21 protein-coding genes are annotated in these 22,733 nt (G+C 70.5%); 9 read left to right on the top strand and 12 right to left on the bottom strand.

Annotation, left to right across the window (positions count from 1 at the left end; all coding sequences use genetic code 11):
* Nucleotides 1-41: 41 nt before the first annotated feature.
* From O5O46_RS06490 to O5O46_RS06465, 6 genes are all read right to left on the bottom strand, one after another.
* Entirely contained in the window at nucleotides 42-2,249 is a 2,208-nt protein-coding gene (locus O5O46_RS06490) for a cell division protein FtsK (RefSeq protein ID WP_269854265.1), read from the bottom strand.
* Nucleotides 2,250-2,330: 81 nt separating this feature from the next.
* Nucleotides 2,331-2,534, bottom strand: a complete 204-nt coding sequence (locus O5O46_RS06485) for a hypothetical protein (protein ID WP_269854264.1) — start codon at nucleotides 2,532-2,534, stop codon at nucleotides 2,331-2,333.
* Nucleotides 2,535-2,563: 29 nt separating this feature from the next.
* Complete coding sequence (locus O5O46_RS06480) at nucleotides 2,564-2,902, bottom strand: RRQRL motif-containing zinc-binding protein (RefSeq protein WP_269854263.1); 339 nt, start codon at nucleotides 2,900-2,902, stop codon at nucleotides 2,564-2,566.
* The gene (locus O5O46_RS06475; RefSeq protein WP_269854262.1) at nucleotides 2,902-3,765 is read right to left on the bottom strand and encodes a protein spdB; all 864 of its coding nucleotides are present in this window, start codon (nucleotides 3,763-3,765) and stop codon (nucleotides 2,902-2,904) included. The genes O5O46_RS06480 and O5O46_RS06475 overlap by 1 nt, the downstream gene beginning before the upstream one ends.
* Entirely contained in the window at nucleotides 3,762-4,034 is a 273-nt protein-coding gene (locus O5O46_RS06470) for a DUF6303 family protein (RefSeq protein WP_269854261.1), read from the bottom strand. The genes O5O46_RS06475 and O5O46_RS06470 overlap by 4 nt, the downstream gene beginning before the upstream one ends.
* The gene (locus O5O46_RS06465; protein ID WP_269854260.1) at nucleotides 4,031-4,300 is read right to left on the bottom strand and encodes a DUF6284 family protein; all 270 of its coding nucleotides are present in this window, start codon (nucleotides 4,298-4,300) and stop codon (nucleotides 4,031-4,033) included. Before O5O46_RS06465 ends, O5O46_RS06470 begins: the two co-directional genes overlap by 4 nt.
* Before the next feature lie 570 nt (nucleotides 4,301-4,870).
* On the opposite strand from O5O46_RS06465, the gene O5O46_RS06460 reads away from it, so the two are divergent.
* Nucleotides 4,871-5,737: a winged helix-turn-helix domain-containing protein gene (locus O5O46_RS06460; RefSeq protein WP_269854259.1), complete on the top strand. Its 867-nt coding sequence runs from the start codon at nucleotides 4,871-4,873 to the stop codon at nucleotides 5,735-5,737.
* Nucleotides 5,727-6,422, top strand: a complete 696-nt coding sequence (locus O5O46_RS06455; protein WP_269854258.1) for an HAD family hydrolase — start codon at nucleotides 5,727-5,729, stop codon at nucleotides 6,420-6,422. Before O5O46_RS06460 ends, O5O46_RS06455 begins: the two co-directional genes overlap by 11 nt.
* Nucleotides 6,423-6,500: 78 nt before the next feature.
* Here O5O46_RS06455 and O5O46_RS06450 read toward each other — a convergent pair whose 3' ends face one another.
* Together O5O46_RS06450 and O5O46_RS06445 are read right to left on the bottom strand one after the other, a co-directional pair.
* Nucleotides 6,501-7,490, bottom strand: a complete 990-nt coding sequence (locus O5O46_RS06450) for an HNH endonuclease (protein ID WP_269854257.1) — start codon at nucleotides 7,488-7,490, stop codon at nucleotides 6,501-6,503.
* A gap of 419 nt (nucleotides 7,491-7,909) precedes the next feature.
* Entirely contained in the window at nucleotides 7,910-8,365 is a 456-nt protein-coding gene (locus O5O46_RS06445; protein ID WP_269854256.1) for an SPW repeat protein, read from the bottom strand.
* A gap of 229 nt (nucleotides 8,366-8,594) precedes the next feature.
* Between O5O46_RS06445 and O5O46_RS35295 the strand changes: the two genes are divergently transcribed.
* Both O5O46_RS35295 and O5O46_RS06435 read left to right on the top strand, forming a co-directional pair.
* A complete protein-coding gene (locus O5O46_RS35295) occupies nucleotides 8,595-9,083 on the top strand; it encodes a VOC family protein (protein WP_333482340.1) in 489 nt (162 codons plus the stop codon).
* A gap of 21 nt (nucleotides 9,084-9,104) precedes the next feature.
* Nucleotides 9,105-9,434 carry an antibiotic biosynthesis monooxygenase family protein gene (locus O5O46_RS06435; RefSeq protein ID WP_269854255.1) on the top strand — a complete coding sequence of 110 codons (330 nt, stop codon included), beginning with the start codon at nucleotides 9,105-9,107 and terminating at the stop codon, nucleotides 9,432-9,434.
* 17 nt (nucleotides 9,435-9,451) lie between these two features.
* Here O5O46_RS06435 and murJ read toward each other — a convergent pair whose 3' ends face one another.
* Entirely contained in the window at nucleotides 9,452-11,059 is a 1,608-nt protein-coding gene (gene murJ / locus O5O46_RS06430) for a murein biosynthesis integral membrane protein MurJ (protein WP_269854254.1), read from the bottom strand.
* 98 nt (nucleotides 11,060-11,157) lie between these two features.
* Here murJ and O5O46_RS06425 point away from each other — a divergent pair, with 98 nt between their 5' ends.
* From O5O46_RS06425 to O5O46_RS06410, 4 genes are all read left to right on the top strand, one after another.
* Nucleotides 11,158-11,790, top strand: a complete 633-nt coding sequence (locus O5O46_RS06425) for a rhomboid-like protein (protein ID WP_269854253.1) — start codon at nucleotides 11,158-11,160, stop codon at nucleotides 11,788-11,790.
* Nucleotides 11,791-11,854: 64 nt separating this feature from the next.
* Nucleotides 11,855-13,786 (top strand): hypothetical protein, encoded by a 1,932-nt coding sequence (locus tag O5O46_RS06420; protein WP_269854252.1) that lies wholly within the window; start codon nucleotides 11,855-11,857, stop codon nucleotides 13,784-13,786.
* 36 nt (nucleotides 13,787-13,822) lie between these two features.
* Complete coding sequence (locus O5O46_RS06415) at nucleotides 13,823-15,493, top strand: glycoside hydrolase family 13 protein (protein WP_269854251.1); 1,671 nt, start codon at nucleotides 13,823-13,825, stop codon at nucleotides 15,491-15,493.
* Nucleotides 15,494-15,715: 222 nt separating this feature from the next.
* A complete protein-coding gene (locus O5O46_RS06410; protein ID WP_269854250.1) occupies nucleotides 15,716-16,603 on the top strand; it encodes a phosphatase PAP2 family protein in 888 nt (295 codons plus the stop codon).
* An 8-nt stretch (nucleotides 16,604-16,611) separates the two neighbouring features.
* On the opposite strand, the gene O5O46_RS06405 is transcribed toward O5O46_RS06410, so the two are convergent.
* The gene (locus O5O46_RS06405) at nucleotides 16,612-19,611 is read right to left on the bottom strand and encodes a bifunctional [glutamine synthetase] adenylyltransferase/[glutamine synthetase]-adenylyl-L-tyrosine phosphorylase (RefSeq protein ID WP_269854249.1); all 3,000 of its coding nucleotides are present in this window, start codon (nucleotides 19,609-19,611) and stop codon (nucleotides 16,612-16,614) included.
* 362 nt (nucleotides 19,612-19,973) lie between these two features.
* On the opposite strand from O5O46_RS06405, the gene O5O46_RS06400 reads away from it, so the two are divergent.
* Complete coding sequence (locus O5O46_RS06400; protein WP_333482339.1) at nucleotides 19,974-20,111, top strand: hypothetical protein; 138 nt, start codon at nucleotides 19,974-19,976, stop codon at nucleotides 20,109-20,111.
* A gap of 176 nt (nucleotides 20,112-20,287) precedes the next feature.
* On the opposite strand, the gene O5O46_RS06395 is transcribed toward O5O46_RS06400, so the two are convergent.
* Together O5O46_RS06395 and glnA are read right to left on the bottom strand one after the other, a co-directional pair.
* Nucleotides 20,288-20,968, bottom strand: coding sequence for a DUF4097 family beta strand repeat-containing protein (locus tag O5O46_RS06395; RefSeq protein WP_269854248.1), 681 nt, complete (start codon nucleotides 20,966-20,968; stop codon nucleotides 20,288-20,290).
* Nucleotides 20,969-21,218: 250 nt separating this feature from the next.
* Nucleotides 21,219-22,580, bottom strand: a complete 1,362-nt coding sequence (gene glnA / locus O5O46_RS06390) for a type I glutamate--ammonia ligase (protein ID WP_269854247.1) — start codon at nucleotides 22,578-22,580, stop codon at nucleotides 21,219-21,221.
* Nucleotides 22,581-22,733 lie beyond the last annotated feature (153 nt).

Genomic DNA, 22,733 nt, shown 5'->3' with positions numbered 1-22,733 from the left:
CGTTAGCGGGGTGTGCCGCTAGCGCTAGCGGCCCCGGACGGTCAGCCCGCGTCCCGCTTTCCGTCACGCTCCGCAACCGCAGCAGTGATGTGGGAGCGGTCGACACCGCGCCGGTTGACGACCTTGCCGTTCACCCGGCGACCGACCTGGATGGTGGAGATCAGGTGTGGCTTGAGCGCCGTGGCGAGCGCTTCGGGGTCCCATCCGTCGTAGACCTCCGGCCGCAGATCGGCCAGCCGGGCAACGACGGTCTCGGACCACACCTTCGGCTCGTCGGCGGGGATGACGGCAAGGATGTCGGCGAGCAGGTCGTACGCCACGGCCGTGACCTCCGGCGCTTCGCCAAGCGCATGCCCGGACAGGGTTCCAGCGGTCTCGCGCATCTTGCGGGCGCGGGCGCCGATGGCTTCGGCGTCGCGGCCGTCGACGTAGATGGAGCGCACGATCCGGGCGTCGGAGCCTTCACCGACGAAGTAGTGAATGCCCTTGTCGGCCCAGGCGAACATGGTCGCCCGCACCCCGCGCTTGTACGCGGAGGTGCCCAGCACCATGTCGTTTTCCAACTGACCCATGACCTTCAGGCACCAGCGGGCCGACGCGTTCGCGGAAATGCCCGTGGGCAGCGCCTTGGCATCGGGGCGCTGCGTGGCCAGCAGGACCACGATGCCGGTCGCAGGTCCCCGCTTGACCAGGTCGGTGATGATCTCCTCGAACTCCTTGCCGTGCTCGGCGTGCTCGAAGAGCACTTGGCACTCATCCACCGCGAACACGATCGGGTGCAGCCCCAGCGAACGCTTGTCTGCAAGGGCGCTGGTCACCTTCGACTCCGGGCAGATGTCCCGCGGCAGCGAGCGAATCACCTTCGTGCGCCGCCGCAACTCCTCGCGCAGCGCCCGGCAGTCGTTCAGGCAGTACACGATCGACTCGTCATCGTCCCCTGCGGCATGCCGGTGGGAGACGGCGTTGCCGACCGGGTCCAGATCGCCGGTGCCCTTCATGTCGTAGGTGTGCAGCTCCGCCCGCGGGTCCAGCGCCGCGATCAGCAGCAGCAGGCGGAGCAGGAACGTCTTGCCCATGCGCGGGATCGCGCCGATGACGCCCGCGATGTACATCAGCGTCGCTTCGACCCAGCGCCCGCGCTGGTCGGTGCCGTAAGCGACCGGCTTGAACAGGTCCACGCTGCCGGACTTCAGCAGCGGCCACGCCGGTTGCTTGGCGCGGGACATGTCCTGATCCCCCACCCACAGCACCAGGTGCCCGGTGTGCTCATCCGGAACCGCCTCTGGCCACACACAGCCCAGCGGGCGCCGCAGACCGGACGCGAGACGTTCGCGCCGTTCGATGATGTCGGTGACGGTCACGCCGTACGGGAGGTTGCCCTCCGCCCGCCAACCGGGACCGTCGCGGGTGATGGGGGCGGTGAACTCGAACCCGTCCCGCCCTTTGGCCTGCGCGGAGTTGATGGCCGGGATGCCCAGCGCACCGAGCGCGCGCAGCACGATGTCAGAGGTGAGCTTGGTCGCCTTGGGCAGCTCCACCGCCCGGTGGATGACCGGGTCATCGGCCTTACGGCCCGCGTAGCCCAGCGCCATGACCACCGCGCTCACCGAGAGGGCCTGAAGCCAGCCGGGGGCGAGTACGTAGATGGCCAGCGCCGCCCCGACTCCGACGAACAGGGCCAGCACCGCGACCAGGGTCCGCAGTCGGACCCGACCATCCCGCTGCCGCGACAGCTTCAGGTACTCGGCCGCGTCCTCACGGCGAACGGCGGCGGCGCGGACCGGGTCGCCCTCACGGTCGGCCATCCACCGCATCATGCCGCCGATGAACTTGGCGGCGCCGGAGGGTGCTTGCAGGGTGAGGCGGGCGGCGTAGACCGGGGCACGCAGCCCGTGATACCCGGCCACGTGCGCGTAGTGGCGCGCCACCCAGCCGGTAGCGGTCTTCAACTCCGCCGTGGACTTCAGCCACTCCGGGACGACCGCACGGCGCTTCGCGCTGAGCAGCCGACCCAGATAGCCCGGACCGGCCGGGGCGGTCGGCTGGTCGACCAGCACGCGATCGGCCGGGGCATCCGACTCGCCACCCGACCGACCCGGCTCGGAGTCGGCTGTCGAGTCGGTGATGGAGTCGGGCGACTCGGTCCGGGCCGACCGTGCCTTGTCCAGGTCGACTACCTCAGCGCCCGGCTCGGTGGCCAGGTCGGCTTCGAGTCGCTTGAACAGTTCGTTCTCATCCTCGTGGTTCACTGAGCTTCCTTCCACAGATGTTTGGAGGGAGCGGGGCCCGGCCGCTGCTTTGGTCGGTTGAGACCGGGCCCCGCGCTGAGATCAGCCCTGGACGGGCCGAATGACGAAACTGCCGGGGAAGTGCCCAAGCCCCAGCTGAGCCATGGCGTCGCAGGCGTCGCGGTAGGCGTCATCGACGCTGTAGCCCTCCGGCCCGCTGGACGTGCCGGTGGCCCACATCGGCTCACCGCTGATAGTCAGTTCGGCGCTCCACTCGTACGTCACGGCGTGGTTGTTGCTGGGCATGACAGAACTCCTTGGCGTGGGTGGGGTGTTCAGGCGGCGCGCTGTTCTTCGGGGTCGGCGCAGGACACGCACATCCCGATCGAGGTGGGAATGACGTATCCGGCATCACGGCGGCACCGCGGGCAGGTACGGCGGGCGGCGTTGGCTTTGGCCAGCGCCGCCCACTTCGCGTCTGTCATGGGCCGCACCGGTTTGGCCTGGTCGATGCGGTAGAGGTAGGCGACCAGCGGCCCGCGACCGCGGCGCGGACGCTGCAACTCGGCCGCCACGTCCTGACCTCCGGGGCGCAGATCACGCACCCGCAGTTGTCGGCGCGTGGCGTATCCATCCGGGGCCAGGCGCCACCGGAATACCGGCAGCGCCCCCATCACACCGCCACGCGCTTCCACGCAGCCCGAAGACGGACCTCAGAGGCGGAGTGACCGGCCGCGCGGAACCGCGTGGCCATCTCCCGGTAGGACAAGGCGGGCGACTCGCTGTGACGGATCTCGTCAACCAGCGCGTCCAGCGCCTCGTCGGTGAGCGTTGGCCCGGTCCCCAGGGTCAGCGGCGCAACCGGCTGCGTGGGGCCCCAGACCGGCAGTTCCCAACGGTGTGCGACACCGGGCGTGACGCGGGCCGTCACGCTGGTCAGCGCCCTGGCGGTCTCCTCGCCCGCCCGTGCCGTCTCCAGCGTCGACCACGCCTTCGAAAGCGTTTGAGCGGTCTTGGCCTGGACGCGTGCGACGCGGGCACCGGCCCCCGTCACGGCCGCAAGCCGGGTCTCCTCGGTGGCCGCCTCCGCCCGGAGTCGGGCGCGGGCCACGGCCGCTTCGTCCCGGGCCTCCTGCTGGATACCCCGGATGACGCCCAGCGCCGCCGGGGTGAGCGCGGTGCGCTCCCACAGCCCGTGCACCAGCCACAGGGCCTTAGCCGCGATCGGCATCCACGCGACGGCCAGCCACGCGCCGCCGGAGTGCCCGGCGGTGAGCGCGTGCGCGACCAAGACACCGGCCGCGACCAGGCCGAAGCACCAGCCGACACCGGTTACGGCACGGTTGTGGTCACCCTGCGCGGCCAGACGGCGCTCGTAAGCGAGAGTGGCCAGCCACCCGCCATCGATCCCCAGACCGACGACCAGGGCGACCGGCCACGGCACTGCCGCGCCCAGCCACATCACGACCATGGCCAGGGTGAGCACCATGGACACGCCCGTCATCGCCACGGCGGGGAGCACGGTCTTGGCGTTCATGCCGCACCGCCCATCGGCTGAACGTCCAACGACGCCAGCAGCTCCACACGGTCCATGACGCCGCTGGGAATCTCCTGCCACTCCCACACGGCGTCGTCCGCGGCGCAGTAGCCGAGCAGGGCCAGTGCATCCGTCCGTTCCTGCAAGGTGGGCACTGGTGCGGTCCGCTCAAAGGAGTGCTCGGGCCAGTCCAGGCTCGTACCGTCGGTGACGACGTACAGCTCCCACTCGCCGATGAAGCTGTTGGTCAGACGTGCGCTGCACTTCACGCCGCACCTCCCGGCAGGCTCGCGCCGCCCGTACGGTTGGCCAGGTCTCGCCGGGCGGCCAGCACCCGGTTACGCGCCCGGCGGATACGCCGCGCATCCACCTCGGTCGGCGTGCGGTCCAAGGTGGTGATCTGCGCGTCGAGCAGATCGACTTCCGCCAGGATGACGGGCATCTCACGCTCGATCGTGTCCAGCTCCGCGGCCGACGGCTCGCGGCCGAACTCATCGGCGGTAACAACCGCCTGAAGTGCACCGATGTCCCTCACGGGTCGTGCTCCCTTCACCAGGAACGGCCCCAAACAGCGGCCCCGGTGGTGCAACACCGGGGCCGCGCGCCGTTGAAGTCGGTACATCCGGCTCCCCACAACTCCGCCCGTACGGCCCCCGCGCAGTGCACGGAACCGGACGGGCGGAGGAGGCAACCGGCAGCAGCCCTAGCCGCTGCGATGTCAGGAGGCGCCGCCATGTGGTTGACCACGGCGGCGCCCATCAATGTCGTTGGAGCACCAGAAGCGCCCTTCTGCTGTCGATTCACTGGGAGTTGCACTGCAAGGGGGACCGAGTCCCCACTCTCCGGCCGTTGCTCGCGGTCACCGGGCCACCTCGCCAGTACGGGCCGAAGCCCTGTTCCACCTGGCCTTTAGCGGGATTGCAGCGTCCCCGCCCCGTGCATGGGAGCAGCCGTAAAGACCGCTCTGACGTGCAGCGTTTCTCTGGTGACTGCCCTGGCTAGCCAGGTCGGCCACGAGAAGAATGTAGGACGACGTGACTAGCCATGTCAACGCCTGACTGAGGTGACTGTCCTGATTGGGGGTTCGCCGCGTAGCATCGAAGCCATGACCTTCCTGCCTGAGCCACTGGACCCCGACGACGACCGGCCGCCGTACGAGCAGGTGGCAAGCAGCCTCAGTGCGGCGATCCGCACCCGGAAGCTGGCGCCCGGAGACAAGCTGCCATCGCAGAAGGAGCTCACCCAGCTGTATGGATTTGCCAGGGCCACCATTCAGCGGGCGCTACGTGACCTTGAAGACGAAGGGCTCGTCGTGTCCCGCAAGGGCAGCGGCGTGTTCGTGCGTAACCGGACAGAGCGGCCTGCCGGTCTCAGGCCCTACGTGGAGCAGGCGTTCTCTGAGGAGCACGTGTCCATCGACTTTGCTGGCTTTTCCAGCGAAACCCTTCGTGGTGCGCTGCAGGAGCCACTCGACAAGATCCGAGTAGGGCGGCTCACTCCCGCGAGCGTCAACGTTCGGATTCTCGTCCCTGACATGTCTGTTCCGCAGGCAGTCCCGGTACTCCGGGCGGACTGCGAAGATGACCCTCGCCTACGAACTCGGGCCCGCGAAATCACGGCAAGCTCAATTCGCGGAGTTATGAATTCCGTAAATGAGCTTGGCCACCTCGGCCTGGTTAAGGAAACGCAAGTTCAGGCCCGAGTTCACAGCGGGAGTCAGTTCTTCAAGCTATACGTCATCAACAAGCAAGACGCGTTCTTCGGGTACTATCCGGTGCGCCCCAACAAGGCCAGCATTCAGGGCGAAACCGTAGATTTCTTCGACCTGCTTGGAGTAGACGCAACCCTGTTTCACTACTCGGTAAACGACCAGGATCCATCAAGCGGTGCACAACAAGTCGAACAGGCTCAGATGTGGTTCGACAGCGTATGGAACTCCATCGGAAGGGATTACGACCCTGATGGGCACTGATACGGGCACTAACAGCCTGGCGTCGGCACTTACCTCGTCGTCAGGGGTACTGTTCGACTTCGACGGACCCATCTGCCACGTGTTCCGTGGCCTACCGGCAACGTTGGTCGCCCGTGAGTTGAGCCAGACCGTGGCCGAGTATGACCCGACGCTCGGTGCGAAGGCCGAGGGAATCGAGGACCCTCTGGAGATTCTCAGGCTGTCACAGCAAGGCGGCAGGGGGCTGGTGCTGGCTACCGAACGCACACTTCAGGAGAGGGAGATAGAGGCCGTAGCGGTAGCTGGGGATCCGACCAGCGGAGCCAGCAGCGCGATTCAGACGGCTTATGCTTCCGGCCGTGGCGTAGCCATCGTGAGCAACAACTCGGAGCAATGCGCGCGGGCATTTCTCGACCGACATGGGTTGCTTTCTCATATCCACGTGATCGTGGGGCGCCCCGAGCATCAGCCGGAACGCATGAAGCCCCACCCTTATTCGGTGCGCCGGGCGGTTCAAGCGCTCGGCGTGCGTGCCGAAGATTGTGCGCTGCTCGGTGATTCTGTGACGGACATCGAGGCTGCCCACGCCGCCCGCACGAAGGCCATCGGCTTCGCTAACAAACCCCACAAGCACGAGGCACTCCGCGCCGCTGGCGCGGACGCGATCACGTCAAGCATGAGCGAAGTAGCCGACGCTTTGGCGTGACCAGAACACTCGCGGCAGGCCCCTGGCAGCGCCGGGGCCTGTCGCCCAAAAAACCAGCGTGTGACGTTTCTGCGGCTCTTATCGCCGCGCTTCGATTACTTCCCGCAACTGCTTCGGCGTCGGCCACGGCGCCTGTCGATGGATCATGCGGTGGCAGTTCGCGCAGATGAGGGCAAGGTCCGCGAGCTTCGTCCGACCCTCACCCGCTTCATGGAGCGGCACTACGTGGTGGCATTCGATGTAGCCCGCACCGCGCTCCCCGTACTGCCGCTCAAAGTCGAACCCGCATGCTTCACAGGCGAGGGTCCCCCCTTGCTTGAGGACTGCGTCAATTTTCCGTTTACGGAGCCCTCTGTTTCGCTCGCGAGCAACGTGCTTCCGCAGGAGAAGCCGCCCCTCCGGCGCACTGTAGTCGTCCATCTCATCGTCGCTCACGGGCGCAGTGGCCGTCAGTTCACCAGAGGCGATGCCCTCACGGAGGAGGCGGGCGGAGTTCTCCATCTCCGCGGGACGGTCGAGGAAGTCTTGCAGGACTACCCGGTCCAACGCGCCCCCGTTGGTGGGCCTGCCGCGGTAGTCGGGATGCCGAGTGGCGATGTCGAACGTCTTGCGCGCAACGCCATTGGGGTTGCGGAAGGTCTCGTTGCGCTCCGCCTGAGCGTGGACGGGCATGAGCTGTAGAAGCCGGGACAGCTCCACCACCCTGAGGTCGCCCGCGTCGAGTCCTCGCCAGTCGTTCTTGGCGACCAGGGCGCAAGCGAGGATCAACTCGTCACGGGCCCAGTCGGGGTTACGTACGGACTTCACCTGGAAGCCCAAATCCCTGAGCCACCTGGCTGCGTGGTCTCGGCCTCCGCTGAACTCGTCCGGCTTGAGCGCTCTGCCGTGTACGTGTCGGTGCGCCACGCCCGCCACGGCCTTGGAGTCGTATTCCTTGCCCTCGTGGACGAGCAGGTAGGACCGAGCCTCTCCGTAGCCGTATGCAGCCAGGAACGCCTCGCGCCCCATCCGGTCGTACTCGTCCAGCGTCTTGAGCACCGCTTCGCGGTCGATGGCCCCCTTATGCATAGCTGCACCTTAGGAGCAGCCACTGACAACGGGCACGGAGTTTCGGCCGGGCCGTCCCTGGGCCGTCCGACGGCACCCAAAGATGACCAATGACGACAACCAACGACGGCATCCGCGCTGCTCACGGCGGCAGCTCGAACGAACACCTGAGGTGGCCGCTCCACCACATCAGTTCTTCGACATCTAAGCCCCTCGGTCGCGGCGCGACGACACGACGGCGAGGGCCGCCGCCCGTACAGGGTGGCGGCCCTCGCCGCGTTTCAGGGGACCGCGTGGCGCGCGTGGCGGAGGAACCGGCCGTCAGGCCCCCGTCATTCCCACCGACGCGCAGGGAAGGCGCCACCCGGCCCAACCGCGCTTCCCCCGCAGTCACTTTGAGCCCGGAAGGGCCGCCCCCGCGGGCGGGGGCGGCCATTGGCTCAGCGTGCAGCCGTAACAGGCTCCTTGCCCCGCATCACCGTCCCTGCGGCTACCAGGCCCAACAGGCAGATGACCGCGCCGACGACGACGTTGCTCCAGATCACTCCGGCGTTGGGCGCGCGGGTGACCACCCAGGGCGAGATGATCAGCCAGATCCCCATCGCGGCCGCGGCCCAGGTAAGGCCCTGCATCCGGGCCGGTGCCATGGTGAGGCCGAGGCCGATCACGGCGACGGCGAGGCCGATGATGAGGTTGTTGATCATGAGGTCAGGACGGGTCGTGTTGAAGTGGACCGTCCATGCCGAGATGGCGCACCACAGACCCGCCAGGAGGACCAGCCCGTCAACGGCCACCTCCTTCCGCCCGGCTTCCACGCGGGCGTAGCGCTCCCGCATCTCGTGCACATCGGGGTGCTGCGAAAGATCACCTGCGTGGTGGCGTGAGACGTCGGCCATACGACTCATCTCCTTCACTGCGCACACAACTGGACCGCGCCTCGCGGCGCGGGGCCGCATGTCCATTGTGCGCTTTTTACCCCGTTACCGGAACCTCGGATTCCTCGGGTACGGCCCAGGCCGGGGGCTGGGGGTGCCCCGCGAAGGAGCGAGCCGTTGATCGGCGAACCGCAAGTTGCGTGGTACCGGACTGTCCGACGTGACGTAACTCGTCCGCGTCCACCAGCAGTTGCTCGGCGGCGAGGCGAACCGTCCCGACCCGCGCTGGGCCGGGGGCGGTGACTGGGCCACCCCACCCACCCCCTCCGGCGCGGTGCCCGCCTTCCAGCGGGCCGCCGACCGGCGACCGCCGCGCGGGGCCGATCCGGAGCAACCCCAGCAGTTCCACCATGACATCGGTGTCACGGACCTCGACGCGGCCGCGCGCGAGGCACTCGGGCTCGGCGACACCTTCCGCGACGCCGGGGACGGGGTGCGCGGTCGGCGGATCTACGTCCGGCCCCGCGGGCCACCCGGTTCTGCCTGGTCCGGGAGGCGGCGGCGTGGCCTGGCCCGGTTCATGCCGGTCACCCGGCGCAAGGGCGTGCGCCGGAGCTTACTGGCCTATTTGGTGTGCCAGCCGCAAAAAGGACCGCGCGCCCGGGCGACGGCGGCGCCGGATGGCCGTAACGTCCTGATGAGGGGGTGTTTGCCGACCGCGCTGGCCGACCCCGGGTGAATCAGCGAGAAGGGGACCTCGATGATCGTCGAGTACATCCGCTACCGCATCGCGGACCACGAGCGCCGCATCGCCTTCGAGAAGGCGTACACGGCCGCGGCCGAACAACTCGATCTGGCCCCGCAGTGCCTGGGCTACGAGCTGATGCAGGGTGTGGAGGAGCCCGAACGCTATGTGCTGCGCATCGAGTGGGCCTCGGTGGAGGAGCACGAGCGGGGGTTCCGCGGCGGACCCTACTTCCGCGGGTTCCTCGCGGAGATCCGCCCGTACATCGGCGACATCGAGGAGATGCAGCACTACCAGCGGACCTCCGTGGTCTCCCGGGGCCTTCGCTCGCCGTCCCCCCGGTAGCGGGTCGACAAAGCGGGTCAACGCACCGCGCCCTTCAGGCTGTTCAGCTCGCCGACCCGCAGCACCCGGGCGATGAACAGGAACAGCGCCGCCATCACCGCACCGCCCACGGCCAGTTCGAGCACCGGGGAAGTGGCGGACGCGGTGTGCCCGGCCGCCCACCCCGCGGCGGCCGCGGCCAGCGCGGCGGCGCCGAGCTTGCCGTAGGTGCGCAGCAGCCGCTTCCCGTCCAGCCGCCCCTCCAGGCGGCGGCGCAGCAGCGCGGCGGTGACCAGCAGCCCGACGCCGTACGAGAGGGCGTACCCGGCCGCCATCCCGGTCACCGCCCAGCGCACCGGCAGCAGCCAGTGGCAGACGGTGGCCAGCGCGATGTTCACCGCGGAGATCAGCACCGCGGTCCAGAAGGGGGTGCGGGTGTCCTCGAAGGCGTAGAAGCCGCGCAGCAGCAGGTACTGGGCGGAGAACGGGACCAGGCCGAGGCCCAGCGCCTGGAGCATGTGGCCGCAGGGCAGGGTCTCGGCGGCGGTGGCGTTGCCGTGCGCGAAGGCCAGCTCGGCCAGTTGCGGGCCGAACGCCACGAAGAAGAACGCGGCGGGCACGATGACCACCCCGGTGACCCGCAGCGCGTGGGACAGCCCGAGGCGTACGTCGTCCAGCCGCCGTTCGGCGACCGCGCGGCTCATGTGCGGCAGCAGCGCGGTGACGACGGAGACGGTGACGATGGACTGCGGCATCGTCCACAGGCTCTGCGCATAGGTGTAGGCGGTGTTGCCCACGCCCGCCTTCGGCAGCCGGGTGTCGGCGGCGATGGCGTAGTTGCTGACCACGGTCATCGCCACCTGGTTGGCCAGCAGGAACAGCAGCGTCCAGCGGGCCGCCGCCACGCTCTTGCGCAGCCCGGCCCCCCGCCAGTCGAAGCGCGGCCGGAACCGGAATCCGGACTCGCGGACGTACGGGATGAGGGCGACCGCCTGTAGGACGATGCCGATGGTGGTGCCGACGCCGAGCAGCCGCACGTCGGCGGGGGTGACGTCGCTGGGGTCCTCCGGAACCGCCACCATGCTCAGGTAGAGGCCGAACATGGTGATCAGCACGACGTTGTTCAGAACCGGGGTCCAGGTCATCGCCCCGAATCTGCCGCGGGCGTTGAGGACCTGGCCGAGCATGAAGAACAGCCCGTAGAAGAAGACCTGCGGCAGCAGGAACCGGGCGAGGACCACGGTGAGTTGGAAGGCCTCGTGGTGGTGCGGGGTGTCCCGCATATAGACGCTGACGATCTGCGGCGCCGCCCACACGGCGAGCGCGGTGCCGGCGGACAGCACGCACAGCACCAGGGTGACCATCCGCTGCTCGAACGCCCGCCCGCCGTCGGGGTGTTCGGTGCGGGCCCGGACCAGTTGCGGCACCAGCACGGAGTTCAGGGCGCCACCGATCAGCAGGAAGTAGATGCTGGTCGGCACCGAGTTGGCGGCGCCGTAGGTGGTCGCCAGCAGCCCGGTGCCCAAAGCCGCGCCCTGCAGCATGATGCGGATCAGACCGGTGGCCCGGGACACCAGCGTGCCCAGCATCATCATCGTTGCGGTGCTCGGCCGCGAGCGCCGGGGTCTGCGGGTCTCCACGGTCATTCGGCGTCCTCCTGCGGCGACTTGGGGTTCCGTTCCCGACAACTGGAGAGTGCGATCGGGGCGGAAACGGTTCCGCGAAGATCACCGATGATGGACCGATGAGGTCATCACGCTCCCGTCTGCCCTGGGTCACGGCGACGTACGCGGGCGCGCTGGGGATCGGCGCGTACGGGGTGGGCCGCATGGCCCCCGCGCGACGCGAGCGGTTGCTGCGCGCCCATTCCACCAACGTCGACAACCTCCGCGCCGGTCGCTGGCACACCCTGGTGACCAGCGCCTTCCTCACCGAGCAGACGCCGGGCCCGGCGTTCGCCGCGCTGCTGGTCGGGGCACTGGGCCGGGCGGAGACCGCCTGGGGCGCGCGCCGCACGGCGGGGGTCTTCGCGCTGGGGCACATCGGCGCGAGCCTGCTGGTGTACGGCGGCCTGCGGTCCGTCGGCGCGTCGCCGCGAACGGCCGGGGCGGTCGACGTGGGACCCAGCTACGGCCTGGGCGCCGTAGTGGCCCGGCACGCCGCGAGCATCCGGCGTCCCGCGCTGCGCGCGGCCGCCGTGACGGGCCTGTTGGCCCTCGGCGTACGGCCGTTGCTGCGGCGGGCGCCCGGGTTCGTGGACGTGGGACACCTCGCCGCGCTGGTCATCGGACTCGCGGGCGGGCATCCGCCGGCCCCCGCCGGAATCCGCGGCGAGTCAGCCGGACCGGCACTGGCCGGAACGCGAGCCCCCCGGTAAACGATCACGGTGACCAACGTCTGGACGGCTCGTTTGACGGGACGTGGATACGCAGCAGGCAACCGTGGCCGACGCCGTAGAAGCCGAGCCGGTCGAGGTGGACGACGCCGAGGCGGCGCTGGTCGAGCACTATCCGCGGCTGGTGCGGATCGCGTACGTCACGCTGCCCGCCGCCCTCGGGCGGCACCGACGGGTGCTGCTCGCGCACCGGCTGGCGCAGCGGGCGCTGCCGCGTACCCGGCGGCCGGTGACCGGGGCCGCCGAGGGCGAGGACCCGGCGTACGCCCTGGTGCGAGGCGAGGTGCTGCGCGGCGCGCTGGCCTACGGCAAACGGCAGGCGGGATGGCGGCGTTGGGGGCGCAACGCCCTGGTGGCCGCTCCGCTGCCGCCGCAGGTGATCGGGCTGCGGCTGTTCCCGCGCACCGGCGACCTGGACGACCTCGATCTGGACCGCGCCCTGTCCGAGCTGGACGCCCCGGCCCGGGCCGCGTACGCGCTGCGCGCCGTCGAGGGCCTGGACGAGGAGCGGACCGCGGCGCTGCTGGCGGCGGCCGGGGTGGCCGGGCCGCGCAGGGCCGTGCACGACGCGTCCACGGCCGCCCGGACGGTGGACTTCCGCACGCTGGCCGACAGCGAGTTCGACCCCTGTGTGGTGCACGCCCGGCCGACCGACCTGATGCGCAGGCGGCAGCACGCCCGGGCCGGTGCGGCGGTCGCCGCGGCGGCGACCGTCGCCGCCGCGCTGCTCGGCGTGCCGGGAGACGGCGGCGGCAGCGGTTTCGGGGCGGCCGGGCCGCTGGGGCCGCAACAGGCCGCGCTCAACCGGATGTTGAACCCGGCGTCGGTGGTGCGGGCGGACGCCGGCGCCTGGACCCGCACCTCCCGGCTGGACTTCGCGTCCTGGCCCGCCCGCGGCGACCGTACCGACGACCGGGGACTGCTGCAGCGCGCGCTCGACGTCTGGGCGCGGCCGGGTTCCGCGGTACACGTGTCCGCCACCCCGGGCACCGCGCAGACTCCGCCGGTCACCGCACCGCAGCTGCTGTTCGCGGGGGACGTGGACGGCGCGGGCGTGGTGCTGCTCTACGACGGGCTGCGGCTGGTGCGGTACGCCGAGCCCGCGGACGGCGGCGGTGCGCCGGTGCTGGACTTCGCCCGGGTCGACGGGGCGTCCGCGGCGAACGCGTCAGCGGTGGTGGTCGCCAGGTCCACGGACGGCAACGCCCGCTATCTGACCGCCCCGTGGATCGACCGCACGCAGTTGCGGAACCTGCTCAAACCGGATGCGGCGCCACGGCCGCTGAAGCGCTCGTCGGACGGTGTCACCGACCCGGTGCCGGTGCCCGCCGCCGACGGGTCGTGCGGCACCGCCGACTCGTCGTGGACCGCGATGCAGTTCACCCCCAGCGCGAACGCCCCCGACCAGCAGCCGTTCCTGCTGACCGACCTGGCGGAGCTGATCCCCGTCCATCTCACCCATGCCGCCGGGCCCGGCGCCAGGCAGGGCGAGGCCGACGACGCGCAGGCGCTGGGCGACTGGGCACACGCCGCCTGCCGACTCGCCGCGGACCGCGGTCAGGGCGTACGTACCGTGGGGAACTGGCAGTTCGCCGACCAACGGCTGCCGGACGACGCCGGTACCGCGAACTGGCTGTGCACGCGAGCAGACTCCTGGTCCGGCGCCGACCACGTCTCGGTGCAGTTCGTGCCGCCCGGCACCGCGCCGGGCACCCCGGCCACCATCGCCGCGCACGGGCGGTCCACCGCGGCCTGCGGCCCGATGGCGCCGGGTGTGCTGTCGGGCGTGCTGTGGAAGTCCCCCACCGGCCACTGGTACCTGGTGGCGGCGGGCAGCCCGGAGGTCGGCTCGATCACCGCGGCTGGTCTGGGCGGCGCCTCGGACGGCCACACCCTGGTGCTGCCCGCCAGGCCCACCAGCCACCCGGAGTTGAGCGGCAGGCTGCCGGACGGCAGTACCCTCGCCGCACTGACGTAGCCCCTGGCCGCGCCACCCGGAGGTCCAGCCGAATCCATGACCAGCCAGCATCTCGCCGACGCCGTCTGCCCGTCACCCCGCCGCTCCGACCGCGCGCAACGCTCCGACTGGTGGCGTGACGCGGTCATCTACCAGGTGTATCCGCGTAGTTTCGCCGACTCGGACGGTGACGGCACGGGCGATCTGCCCGGTGTCCGGTCCCGGTTGCCGTATCTGAAGGCGCTGGGCGTCGACGCGGTGTGGCTGTCGCCGTTCTACGCCTCGCCACAGGCCGACGGCGGGTACGACGTGGCGGACTACCGCGCCGTTGACCCGGCGTTCGGCACCCTCGCCGACGCCGACGACCTGGTGCGGGAGGCGCACGCGTTGGGGCTGCGGGTGATCGTGGACGTGGTGCCCAACCACTGTTCCGACCAGCACGAGTGGTTCCGCCGGGCGCTGCGCGAGGGGCCCGGCTCGGCGACCCGGCAGCGGTTCCACTTCCGTCCCGGCAAGGGCGCGGACGGCCAACTGCCGCCGAACGACTGGGAGTCCATCTTCGGCGGGCCCGCCTGGACCCGGGTGACGGAGCCGGACGGCTCGCCCGGCGAGTGGTACCTGCATCTGTTCGCCCCGCAGCAGCCCGACTTCAACTGGGAACACCCCGCGGTGCGCGAGGAGTTCCGGTCGATCCTGCGGTTCTGGCTGGACCTCGGGGTGGACGGCTTCCGGGTCGACGTGGCGCACGGGCTGGTGAAGGCGCCCGGTCTGCCGGACATCGGGCACACCGAGCAGGTGAAGCTGCTGGGCAACCAGGTGCTGCCGTTCTTCGACCAGGACGGGGTGCACGAGATCTACCGCGACTGGCGCCGGATCCTGGACGGTTACCCGGGAGAGCGGATCGCGGTGGCCGAGGCGTGGACGCCGACGGTGCGGCGCAGCGCGCTGTACCTGCGCCCGGACGAGCTGCACCAGGCGTTCAACTTCACGTACCTGACCGCGGGTTGGGACGCGGAGGAGCTGCGCCGGGTGATCGAGGACTCGCTCGCCGCGATGGGCGCGGTCGGCGCACCCGCCACCTGGGTGCTGTCCAACCACGACGTGGTGCGGCACACCACGCGGCTGGCGATGGGCGATCCGGCGCGGGGACTGTGCCGGGCGCGGGCGGCGACCCTGCTGATGCTGGCGCTGCCCGGCTCCGCGTACCTGTACCAGGGTGAGGAGTTGGGACTGCCGGAGGTGACCGAGCTGCCGGACGAGGTACGGCAGGATCCGGCCTTTTTCCGCGGCAGCGGTCAGGACGGTACCCGGGACGGCTGCCGGGTGCCGATCCCATGGTCGGGCAGCGCGCCGCCGTACGGCTTCGGGCCGCTGCCGGGCGGCCCGAGTTGGCTGCCGCAGCCGGAGTCCTGGGCGAAGCTGAGCGTCGAGGCGCAGACCGGCGACCCGGGGTCGACGCTGGAGTTCTACCGCTCGGCGCTGGCGGTGCGCGCCCGGCATCCGGCGCTGGGCGCGGGAGACGGGGTGAGCTGGCTGGACGCCCCCGGGGGCGTGCTGGCGTTCCGTCGGGACAGCGATCAGGGCGGCCTCGTGTGCACCGTCAACCTGACCGGGCGTCCTGTGTCCATGCCGGTGCCGGGGCAGCTGCTGCTGGCCAGCGCGGACGTACGGGCGGCGGGCGGACGCGTGGCGCTGCCTGACGACACGGCGGCGTGGTGGGGTGTGTGAGCCACGCCCGCGGCACCCGTTTTTTCACCCGTTCGGCGGTATGGGAACATGATCAAATCGGCCTCGTAGGTTCCCACGACCGCGCGCGCTTTCCGATTTGTCGCCTCCGGGCCGTACGGGTCCGAACCGTACCGGCAGTCGGACCTGAGGCGTACTGGGGATGTCGAAGACCCGACCAGGGGATGATCTGTGACTCCAGAGCATCTGGCAGACTGTCCGCCTATGGGGGAACCGACAGCGAAGATCCTGGAAGGCCGTACGGCCGTCCCTCCGCGCTCCACCGGTTCCATCGACGTCGATGGAACAGCGCGGGAGGACCGCCGCACGGAGGTGCGGCACACGCTGATCTCCCGGTTCCGCAAACCCCGTAGACCGCGGCTGTGGTTCGAGATCGCGCTGATCGGCGTCAGCTACTGGGTGTACTCGCTGGTACGCAACGCGGTGCCGGAGCAGGAGAAGTCCGCGATGCATCACGCGCTCCAGGTCTGGCACTTGGAGCAGAGCCTCGGCGTCGCCGTGGAACAGCACATCAACCACGCCATCAACTCGGTGACGTGGCTGATCGTGGGGATGAACTACTACTACGCGACGCTGCACTTCATCATGACGATCGGGGTGCTCGTCTGGCTGTTCCGCAGACATCCGGGGCGGTACGCGTCGGCCCGGCTCACCATCTTCGCGACCACCGGGATCGCGCTGGTGGGCTTCTACTTCTTCCCGTTGGCGCCGCCACGGCTGATGCGCGGCGGCCCCGGTTTCATCGACACCGTCGCGGTGCACCACACCTGGGGTTCGATGGCGTCGGGTGATCTGGCGCATGTGTCCAACCAGTTCGCGGCGATGCCGTCGATGCACATCGGCTGGTCGCTGTGGTGCGGCATCACCATCGCGACGCTGGCCCGCCCAGTGTGGGTACGGGTGCTGGGGGTGCTCTACCCGGTGGCGACGCTCGTGGTGATCATCTCCACCGCCAACCACTTCTGGCTGGACGCGCTCGGCGGAGTCGTCTGCCTCGGCATAGGGTTCACCGTCTCCTTCGCGGTGTACGGACGGCTGACCTACCGGCTGCCGCGGTATGTGTCAGCGGCGCCGGTGAAGGCCGTCGGATAACCGGGGCCTCACCCCTCGTACTCGTAGAACAGCCGCTCCACGACCGCCCGCGCCCTCCTGGTGATCCGGCGGTAGTCGTCCAGCATGGCGCCCACCTGGCCGGGGCCGTACCCGAGGTAGCGGCCGACGGCGGCCAGTTCCCGGCCGTCGCTGGGGAAGGTGTCTCCGGGGCGGCCGCGGACCAGCATGACCGCGTTGCGCACCCGGGTCGCCAGTACCCACGCCTCGTCCAGCACGGCGGCGTCCTCGGCGTCGACCAGACCGGCCGCGCACGCGGCGGCCAGCGCCTCGCGGGTACGGGTGGTGCGCAGGCCGGGCTCGACCCAGCCGTGCCGCAGCTGGAACAGCTGGACCGTCCATTCCACGTCGGACAGCCCGCCGCGGCCGAGCTTGGTGTGTGTGGTGGGGTCGGCGCCGCGCGGCAGCCGCTCGGCCTCCATACGGGCCTTCAGCCGCCGGATGTCGCGCACCGCCTCCTCCCCCAGCCCCTCGGCGGGGTAGCGCAGCGGGTCGATCAGCTCGATGAACCGAGCGCCCAGTTCGGCGTCCCCGGCCACCGGTGCGGCGCGCAGCAGCGCGTGGCTCTCCCACACCAGCGACCAGCGCCGGTAGTACGCGGCGTACGAGGCCAGCGAACGCACCAGCGGGCCGCTCTTGCCCTCGGGACGCAGGTCGGCGTCCACCACCAGCGGCGGGTCGGTGGTGGGGATCTGCAGCAGCCTGCGCAGCTCGTTGGCGACCTTCAGCGCGGCCTTGGCGGCCTCGTGCTCCTCGGCGCCCGGCTGCGGGTCGTGGACGAAGAGCACGTCCGCGTCGGATCCGTAGCCCAGCTCGCGCCCGCCGAAGCGGCCCATGCCGATCACCGCGATCCGGGTCGGCAGCGGCTCCCCCGCGCCCACGGCGTCCACGGCGGCCCGCAGGGCGCCGGCGAGGGTGGCGGTGGTCAGGTCGGAGATGGCGGTACCGACCGCGTCCACGGCGGCGCCCGGATCGACCTCCGGGTGGAAGCCGCCGGTCAGGTCGGCGGCGGCGGTACGGAACAACTCGCGGCGGCGCACCCCGCGCACCACGGTGACCGCGGCCTCAGCGGTGTCGGCGCGCTTGGCGGCGGCCAGCACCTCCTGCTCCAGGGCGGGCAGGGCGCGTGGCCGCAGCCCCTCGGGGTCGCCGAGCAGGGCGACCGCCTCGGGGGCGCGCAGCAGCAGGTCGGGGGCGAGCCGACCGGCGGAAAGCACCCGGGCCAGGTTCTCGGCGGCGGCGCCCTCGTCGCGCAGCAGCCGCAGGTACCACGGGGTGCGGCCCAGGGCGTCGGAGACCTTGCGGAAGTTCAGCAGACCGGCGTCCGGGTCGGCGGAGTCGGCGAACCAGCCGAGCAGCACCGGCAGCAGGGTGCGCTGGATCGCCGCCTTGCGGCTGACGCCGGAGGCCAGCGCCTCCAGGTGGCGCAGCGCGGAGGCCGGATCCGCGTATCCGAGCGCCTCCAGGCGCTGCCGGGCGGCGTCCGGGCTGAGCCGGGCGGCACCGGGTTCGAGCTGCGCGAAGGCGTCCAGCAGCGGGCGGTAGAACAGCTTCTCGTGCAGCCGTCGCACCTCGACGGAGTGCCGCCGCCACTCCCGCTGCAGTTCGGCCACCGGGTCGGAGCGGAAGCCCAGCGATCTGCCGAGCCGACGCAGATCGGCCTCGTCCTCCGGCACCAGATGGGTGCGGCGCAGCTTGTGGAGCTGTATGCGGTGTTCCATCGAGCGCAGGAACCGGTACGCGGCGTCCAGCGCGGCGGCGTCGGCGCGGCCCACGTAACCGCCCTCGGCGAGCTGGCTCAGCGCGGTCAGCGTGGTGCCGCTGCGCAGCGCGGGGTCGGTGCGGCCGTGCACCAACTGCAGTAGCTGCACGGCGAATTCGACGTCGCGCAGGCCGCCCGGGCCGAGTTTGAGTTCGCGGTCGAGGTGCGCCGCGGGGATGTTGTCCACCACGCGGCGGCGCATCTGCTGAACGTCGGTGACGAAGTGCTCGCGCTCGGCGGCCTGCCAGACCATCGGTGCCACCGCGTCGACGTAGTCCTGGCCCAGGGCCTCGTCGCCCGCGACCGGGCGGGCCTTGAGCAGTGCCTGGAACTCCCAGGTCTTGGCCCACCGCCGGTAGTACGCGAGATGGCTGCTGAGGGTGCGCACCAGCGGGCCGTTCTTGCCCTCGGGGCGCAGGTTGGCGTCGACCTCCCAGATGGTGCCCTCGGCGGTGGTCGCCGAGCAGACCCGCATCATGCGGGCGGCGAGCCGGGTGGCCGCCTGGAGCGCCTTGCCCTCGTCGCCGCCTTCCGGGGTCTCGGCGACGAAGATCACGTCGACGTCGGACTCGTAGTTCAGCTCCCGGCCGCCCGCCTTGCCCATGGCGATCACCGCGAGCCGGCAGGCGGCGGCGTCGGCGGGCTGCTCGCTCTCGGCGATGGCGAGGGCGGCACGCAGGGTGGCGGTGGCCAGGTCGGCGAGTTCGGCGGCGGTCTCGGCGAGGTCGCTGGTGCCGCAGACGTCGCGGGCGGCGATCGCCAGCAGGCAGCGGCGGTACGCGGCGCGCAGCGCGTCCTCTGATGTGGCGGGGGCGACGTCCGCCATGCCCTTGCGCAGCCCGGCTTCGAACTCCTCGACGCCCGGGTGCAGATCGGTCGACTCGTAGGTCACCAGCGCGTGCCAGTCGTGCGGGTGCCGGGCCAGGTGGTCGCCGAGCGCCTCGGAGGCGCCGAGCACCCCGAGCAGCCGGTCGCGCAGCGGTTTGGATCCGGTCAGCGTGTCCAGCAGCGCGTGCCGTTCGGTGGGCTCCTGCGCCTCGGCCAGCCGCACCAGACCGCGCAGCGCCAGATCGGGGTCGGCCGTCGCACCCAGCGCGTCGAGCAGCACCGAATCGTCGCGCACCGACGACAACTCCGGGCCTTCGAGCAGCCGCTCGGCCGCGTCCGGGTCGGTGAACCCGTGCCGCAGCAGCTTGCTGAACGTGCTGCTGCGCCGCCCTTCCAGCATGGGCTTCTCCTCCTGGTGGCTCCGGGACGCGGGTGCCGTCGTCGCGCGCTTTGATCGTTCGCCGTGTCCGCCGCGAGCGTATCCGTCGCGGGCTGCGGCTGGTACGTAACCGTCGTCCTTCGGCCGCCTCGGCCGTATCCATAGCGTTCCCCAGATCCTCACCGTCCGAGCACGGACCGGACGGCGCTCCGCTCCCAGTCTGACGGAGCCCCGCACGCACAGCCCCGGTACTTCCCCACAGACACGGGGCCCGAACTTCCCAGCCCCGATCTTCGTACGTCTCGCCGTGCCCTCACCGCCCTCACGTCCGCCGTGTCACTGCCCGCGGCACGGGCGGCCACCGACACGCCGACCACGTCATCGTGGTGGTGCTGGAGAACAACGGGTACGGCCAGGTCATCGGCAACTCCTCCGCCCCGTACATCAACTCGCTGGTGGGCGGCGGCGCGAACCTGACCGGCATGCACGCGGAACGCGGCGGCTGCGGGTGGAGGCCGTGACGGACAGCGCCTCGGTGATCACGGCGGCGAACGCGAGGGTCACGATCGAGGGCATGCCGCGACGCGGCACGGACAGCACAGCCACCACCACCCCGGGCAGCGCGAGGCCGATGTCCACCGCTGACGGCGGCATGCGGGCAGTCGCTGCCGTCAACTCCCCGCACGCAAGCGGACGTTCAGGCCGTACGGACCGTCACGTCGCCGGTCTCGGCCTTCGCCGTGATGGTGTGCGAGTTGTTGTCGGCCCGTGGGACGCCGATGTGGACCTTTCCGGTCTGCGAGCTGGCCTGGACCGCGTACGGTGTGCCGCGCGGGACGGTGACCTCGACGCTGCCGGTCTGGGAGGTGGCGTAGACGGTGGCCGGGGCGTGGGTGAACGTCGCCCGCACATCGCTGGTCTCGGACGTCAGGTGCGCCTGGCTGGTGGCGAGTTGGTCGCCGGTGACCGTTCCGGTGTCGGTGCTCGCCGTCACCGGGCCGCCTATCGAGGTGATCGACACATCGCCCGTGTTCGCGGTGACGGCGACCGTCGTACCGGTCGGAACCCGCACGTCGTAGTCGACCCCGCAGTCATGGCAGTCGTAGCCGAGGGTCAGCGTGCCGTCGGTGGTGGTGTGCGTGGTGTGCGGCGGGGCGCTCTTGTAGTTCTGTCTCTCGGTCACGCTGACCGTGGAGCCGCCACCCGTCACCCGTACCTCCCCGGTGTGGCCCTCGATGACCAGCCTGTGCACCGGGGCGCTCACCGCGTAGCTGACCTCGCGGTGCTGGTCCGGCGCCAGCCCGGAGCAGGCGGACAGCAGCGCGGCGGCGCCCGCGGCGGCGGCACTGAGCAGGCGGATTCCTGGACGGTGGATCATCACGTTCCCCTTCGACGGTCTTCTCGACGGTCACAGAGTCCCATCCACCAGCCGCGTGAAGATCCCCCGCACGAGCGGTTTGCCGGTATCCCTCACAAGAGCGGTGCGCGCCGAACGCCGAGCGGCCGTCCCCGAAGGGGACGGCCCCTCAACTCGACCCGGTTGCCGCGGTAGCAGGACGGCCCCCGTACCGGCCCGGACTGCTGTCTCCGGTAGCCGCTACAGCCGAAAAAGCCGACTGTGACCTGCCCTACAGCACCGGCAGCAGGTTCCGCAGTTCGAACGGCGTGACCTCCGACCGGTACTCCTCCCACTCCTGCTTCTTGTTGCGGAGGAAGAAGTCGAAGACATGCTCCCCGAGTGTCTCGGCGACGAGTTCGCTGCGTTCCATCAGGGTGATGGCCTCGCCGAGGTTCTGCGGGAGGGGTTCGATGCCCAGGGCGCGGCGTTCGGCGTCGGAGAGGGCCCAGACGTCGTCGTCGGCGCCCGCCGGGAGTTCGTAGCCCTCCTCAACTCCCTTGAGGCCGGCGGCCAGCAGCACCGCGTAGGTCAGGTAGGGGTTGGCGCCGGAGTCGATGGAGCGGACCTCGACGCGGGTGGAGACGGTCTTGCCGGGCTTGTACATCGGGACCCGAATGAGGGCGGAGCGGTTGTTGTGGCCCCAGCAGATGTACGAGGGCGCCTCGCCGCCCGCGCCCGCGGTGCGCTGGGAACCGCCCCAGATGCGCTTGTAGGAGTTGACCCACTGGTTGGTGACCGCGGAGATCTCACCGGCGTGGTGCAGCAGTCCGGCGATGAACGAGCGGCCCACCTTGGACAGTTGGTACTCGGCGCCGGACTCGTGGAACGCGTTGCGGTCGCCCTCGAAGAGGGACAGGTGGGTGTGCATCCCGGAACCGGGGTACTCGGAGAACGGCTTGGGCATGAAGGTGGCCTGCACCCCCTGCTCCAGCGCGACCTGCTTCATCACCAGCCGGAACGTCATGATGTTGTCGGCCGTGGACAGCGCGTCCGCGTACCGCAGGTCGATCTCCTGCTGGCCGGGCGCACCCTCGTGGTGGGAGAACTCCACCGAGATGCCCATGGACTCCAGCATGGTGATGGCCTGTCGCCGGAAGTCCTGGCCGACGTGCTGCGGGGTGTGGTCGAAGTAGCCCGAGGAGTCGGCGGGGGTCGGTGGGGTGCCGTCCGACGGCTTGTCCTTCAGCAGGAAGAACTCGATCTCCGGGTGGGTGTAGAAGGTGAACCCGAGGTCGGAGGTCTTGGACAGGGTCCGCTTGAGCACGTAGCGCGGGTCCGCGTACGACGGGGAGCCGTCCGGCATGAGGATGTCGCAGAACATCCGGGCCGTGCCGGGGGACTCGGCGCGCCACGGCAGGATCTGGAAGGTCCCCGGATCGGGCTTGGCCAGCATGTCGGACTCGTAGACCCGGGCGAAGCCCTCGATCGCGGATCCATCGAAGCCGATGCCCTCGTCGAACGCCTGCTCAAGCTCGGCGGGCGCCACCGCGACGGACTTCAGGAAGCCCAGCACATCGGTGAACCACAGCCGGACGAACCGGATGTCGCGCTCCTCCAGCGTGCGGAGCACGAATTCCTGCTGCTTATCCATGGGCTCTATCCTCGCAGGTCGGACGGGCAGGTCAGACGGCTTGCTCGCCGGGATCGGCGCACTGTAGCGGAGCGCTGCCCAGGGCACACCAGTATCACCGAGGAGGGTTTCCGACGCGTTACACGCAGCGTCACGCCCTCACGGCCATTGTGG

Origin of the sequence: Streptomyces sp. RPT161 (assembly GCF_027533845.1) — a bacterium.
In the GTDB taxonomy this organism is placed as follows: Bacteria; Actinomycetota; Actinomycetes; order Streptomycetales; family Streptomycetaceae; genus Streptantibioticus_A; species Streptantibioticus_A silvisoli_A.
This window is presented reverse-complemented; position numbering and strand designations above follow the sequence as displayed.

Bases quoted from the DNA above. Each gene is read 5' to 3' on its own strand.
- O5O46_RS06395 (WP_269854248.1), bottom strand. From the start codon at position 20,968: ATGATCCACCGTCCAGGAATCCGCCTGCTCAGTGCCGCCGCCGCGGGC.
- O5O46_RS06450 (WP_269854257.1), bottom strand. From the start codon at position 7,490: ATGCATAAGGGGGCCATCGACCGCGAAGCGGTGCTCAAGACGCTGGAC.
- O5O46_RS06445 (WP_269854256.1), bottom strand. From the start codon at position 8,365: ATGGCCGACGTCTCACGCCACCACGCAGGTGATCTTTCGCAGCACCCC.
- O5O46_RS06460 (WP_269854259.1), top strand. From the start codon at position 4,871: ATGACCTTCCTGCCTGAGCCACTGGACCCCGACGACGACCGGCCGCCG.
- O5O46_RS06455 (WP_269854258.1), top strand. From the start codon at position 5,727: ATGGGCACTGATACGGGCACTAACAGCCTGGCGTCGGCACTTACCTCG.
- O5O46_RS06405 (WP_269854249.1), bottom strand. From the start codon at position 19,611: ATGCTGGAAGGGCGGCGCAGCAGCACGTTCAGCAAGCTGCTGCGGCAC.
- O5O46_RS06480 (WP_269854263.1), bottom strand. From the start codon at position 2,902: ATGGGGGCGCTGCCGGTATTCCGGTGGCGCCTGGCCCCGGATGGATAC.
- O5O46_RS06475 (WP_269854262.1), bottom strand. From the start codon at position 3,765: ATGAACGCCAAGACCGTGCTCCCCGCCGTGGCGATGACGGGCGTGTCC.
- O5O46_RS06410 (WP_269854250.1), top strand. From the start codon at position 15,716: ATGGGGGAACCGACAGCGAAGATCCTGGAAGGCCGTACGGCCGTCCCT.
- O5O46_RS06435 (WP_269854255.1), top strand. From the start codon at position 9,105: ATGATCGTCGAGTACATCCGCTACCGCATCGCGGACCACGAGCGCCGC.
- O5O46_RS06485 (WP_269854264.1), bottom strand. From the start codon at position 2,534: ATGCCCAGCAACAACCACGCCGTGACGTACGAGTGGAGCGCCGAACTG.
- glnA (WP_269854247.1), bottom strand. From the start codon at position 22,580: ATGGATAAGCAGCAGGAATTCGTGCTCCGCACGCTGGAGGAGCGCGAC.
- murJ (WP_269854254.1), bottom strand. From the start codon at position 11,059: ATGACCGTGGAGACCCGCAGACCCCGGCGCTCGCGGCCGAGCACCGCA.
- O5O46_RS06425 (WP_269854253.1), top strand. From the start codon at position 11,158: ATGAGGTCATCACGCTCCCGTCTGCCCTGGGTCACGGCGACGTACGCG.
- O5O46_RS06415 (WP_269854251.1), top strand. From the start codon at position 13,823: ATGACCAGCCAGCATCTCGCCGACGCCGTCTGCCCGTCACCCCGCCGC.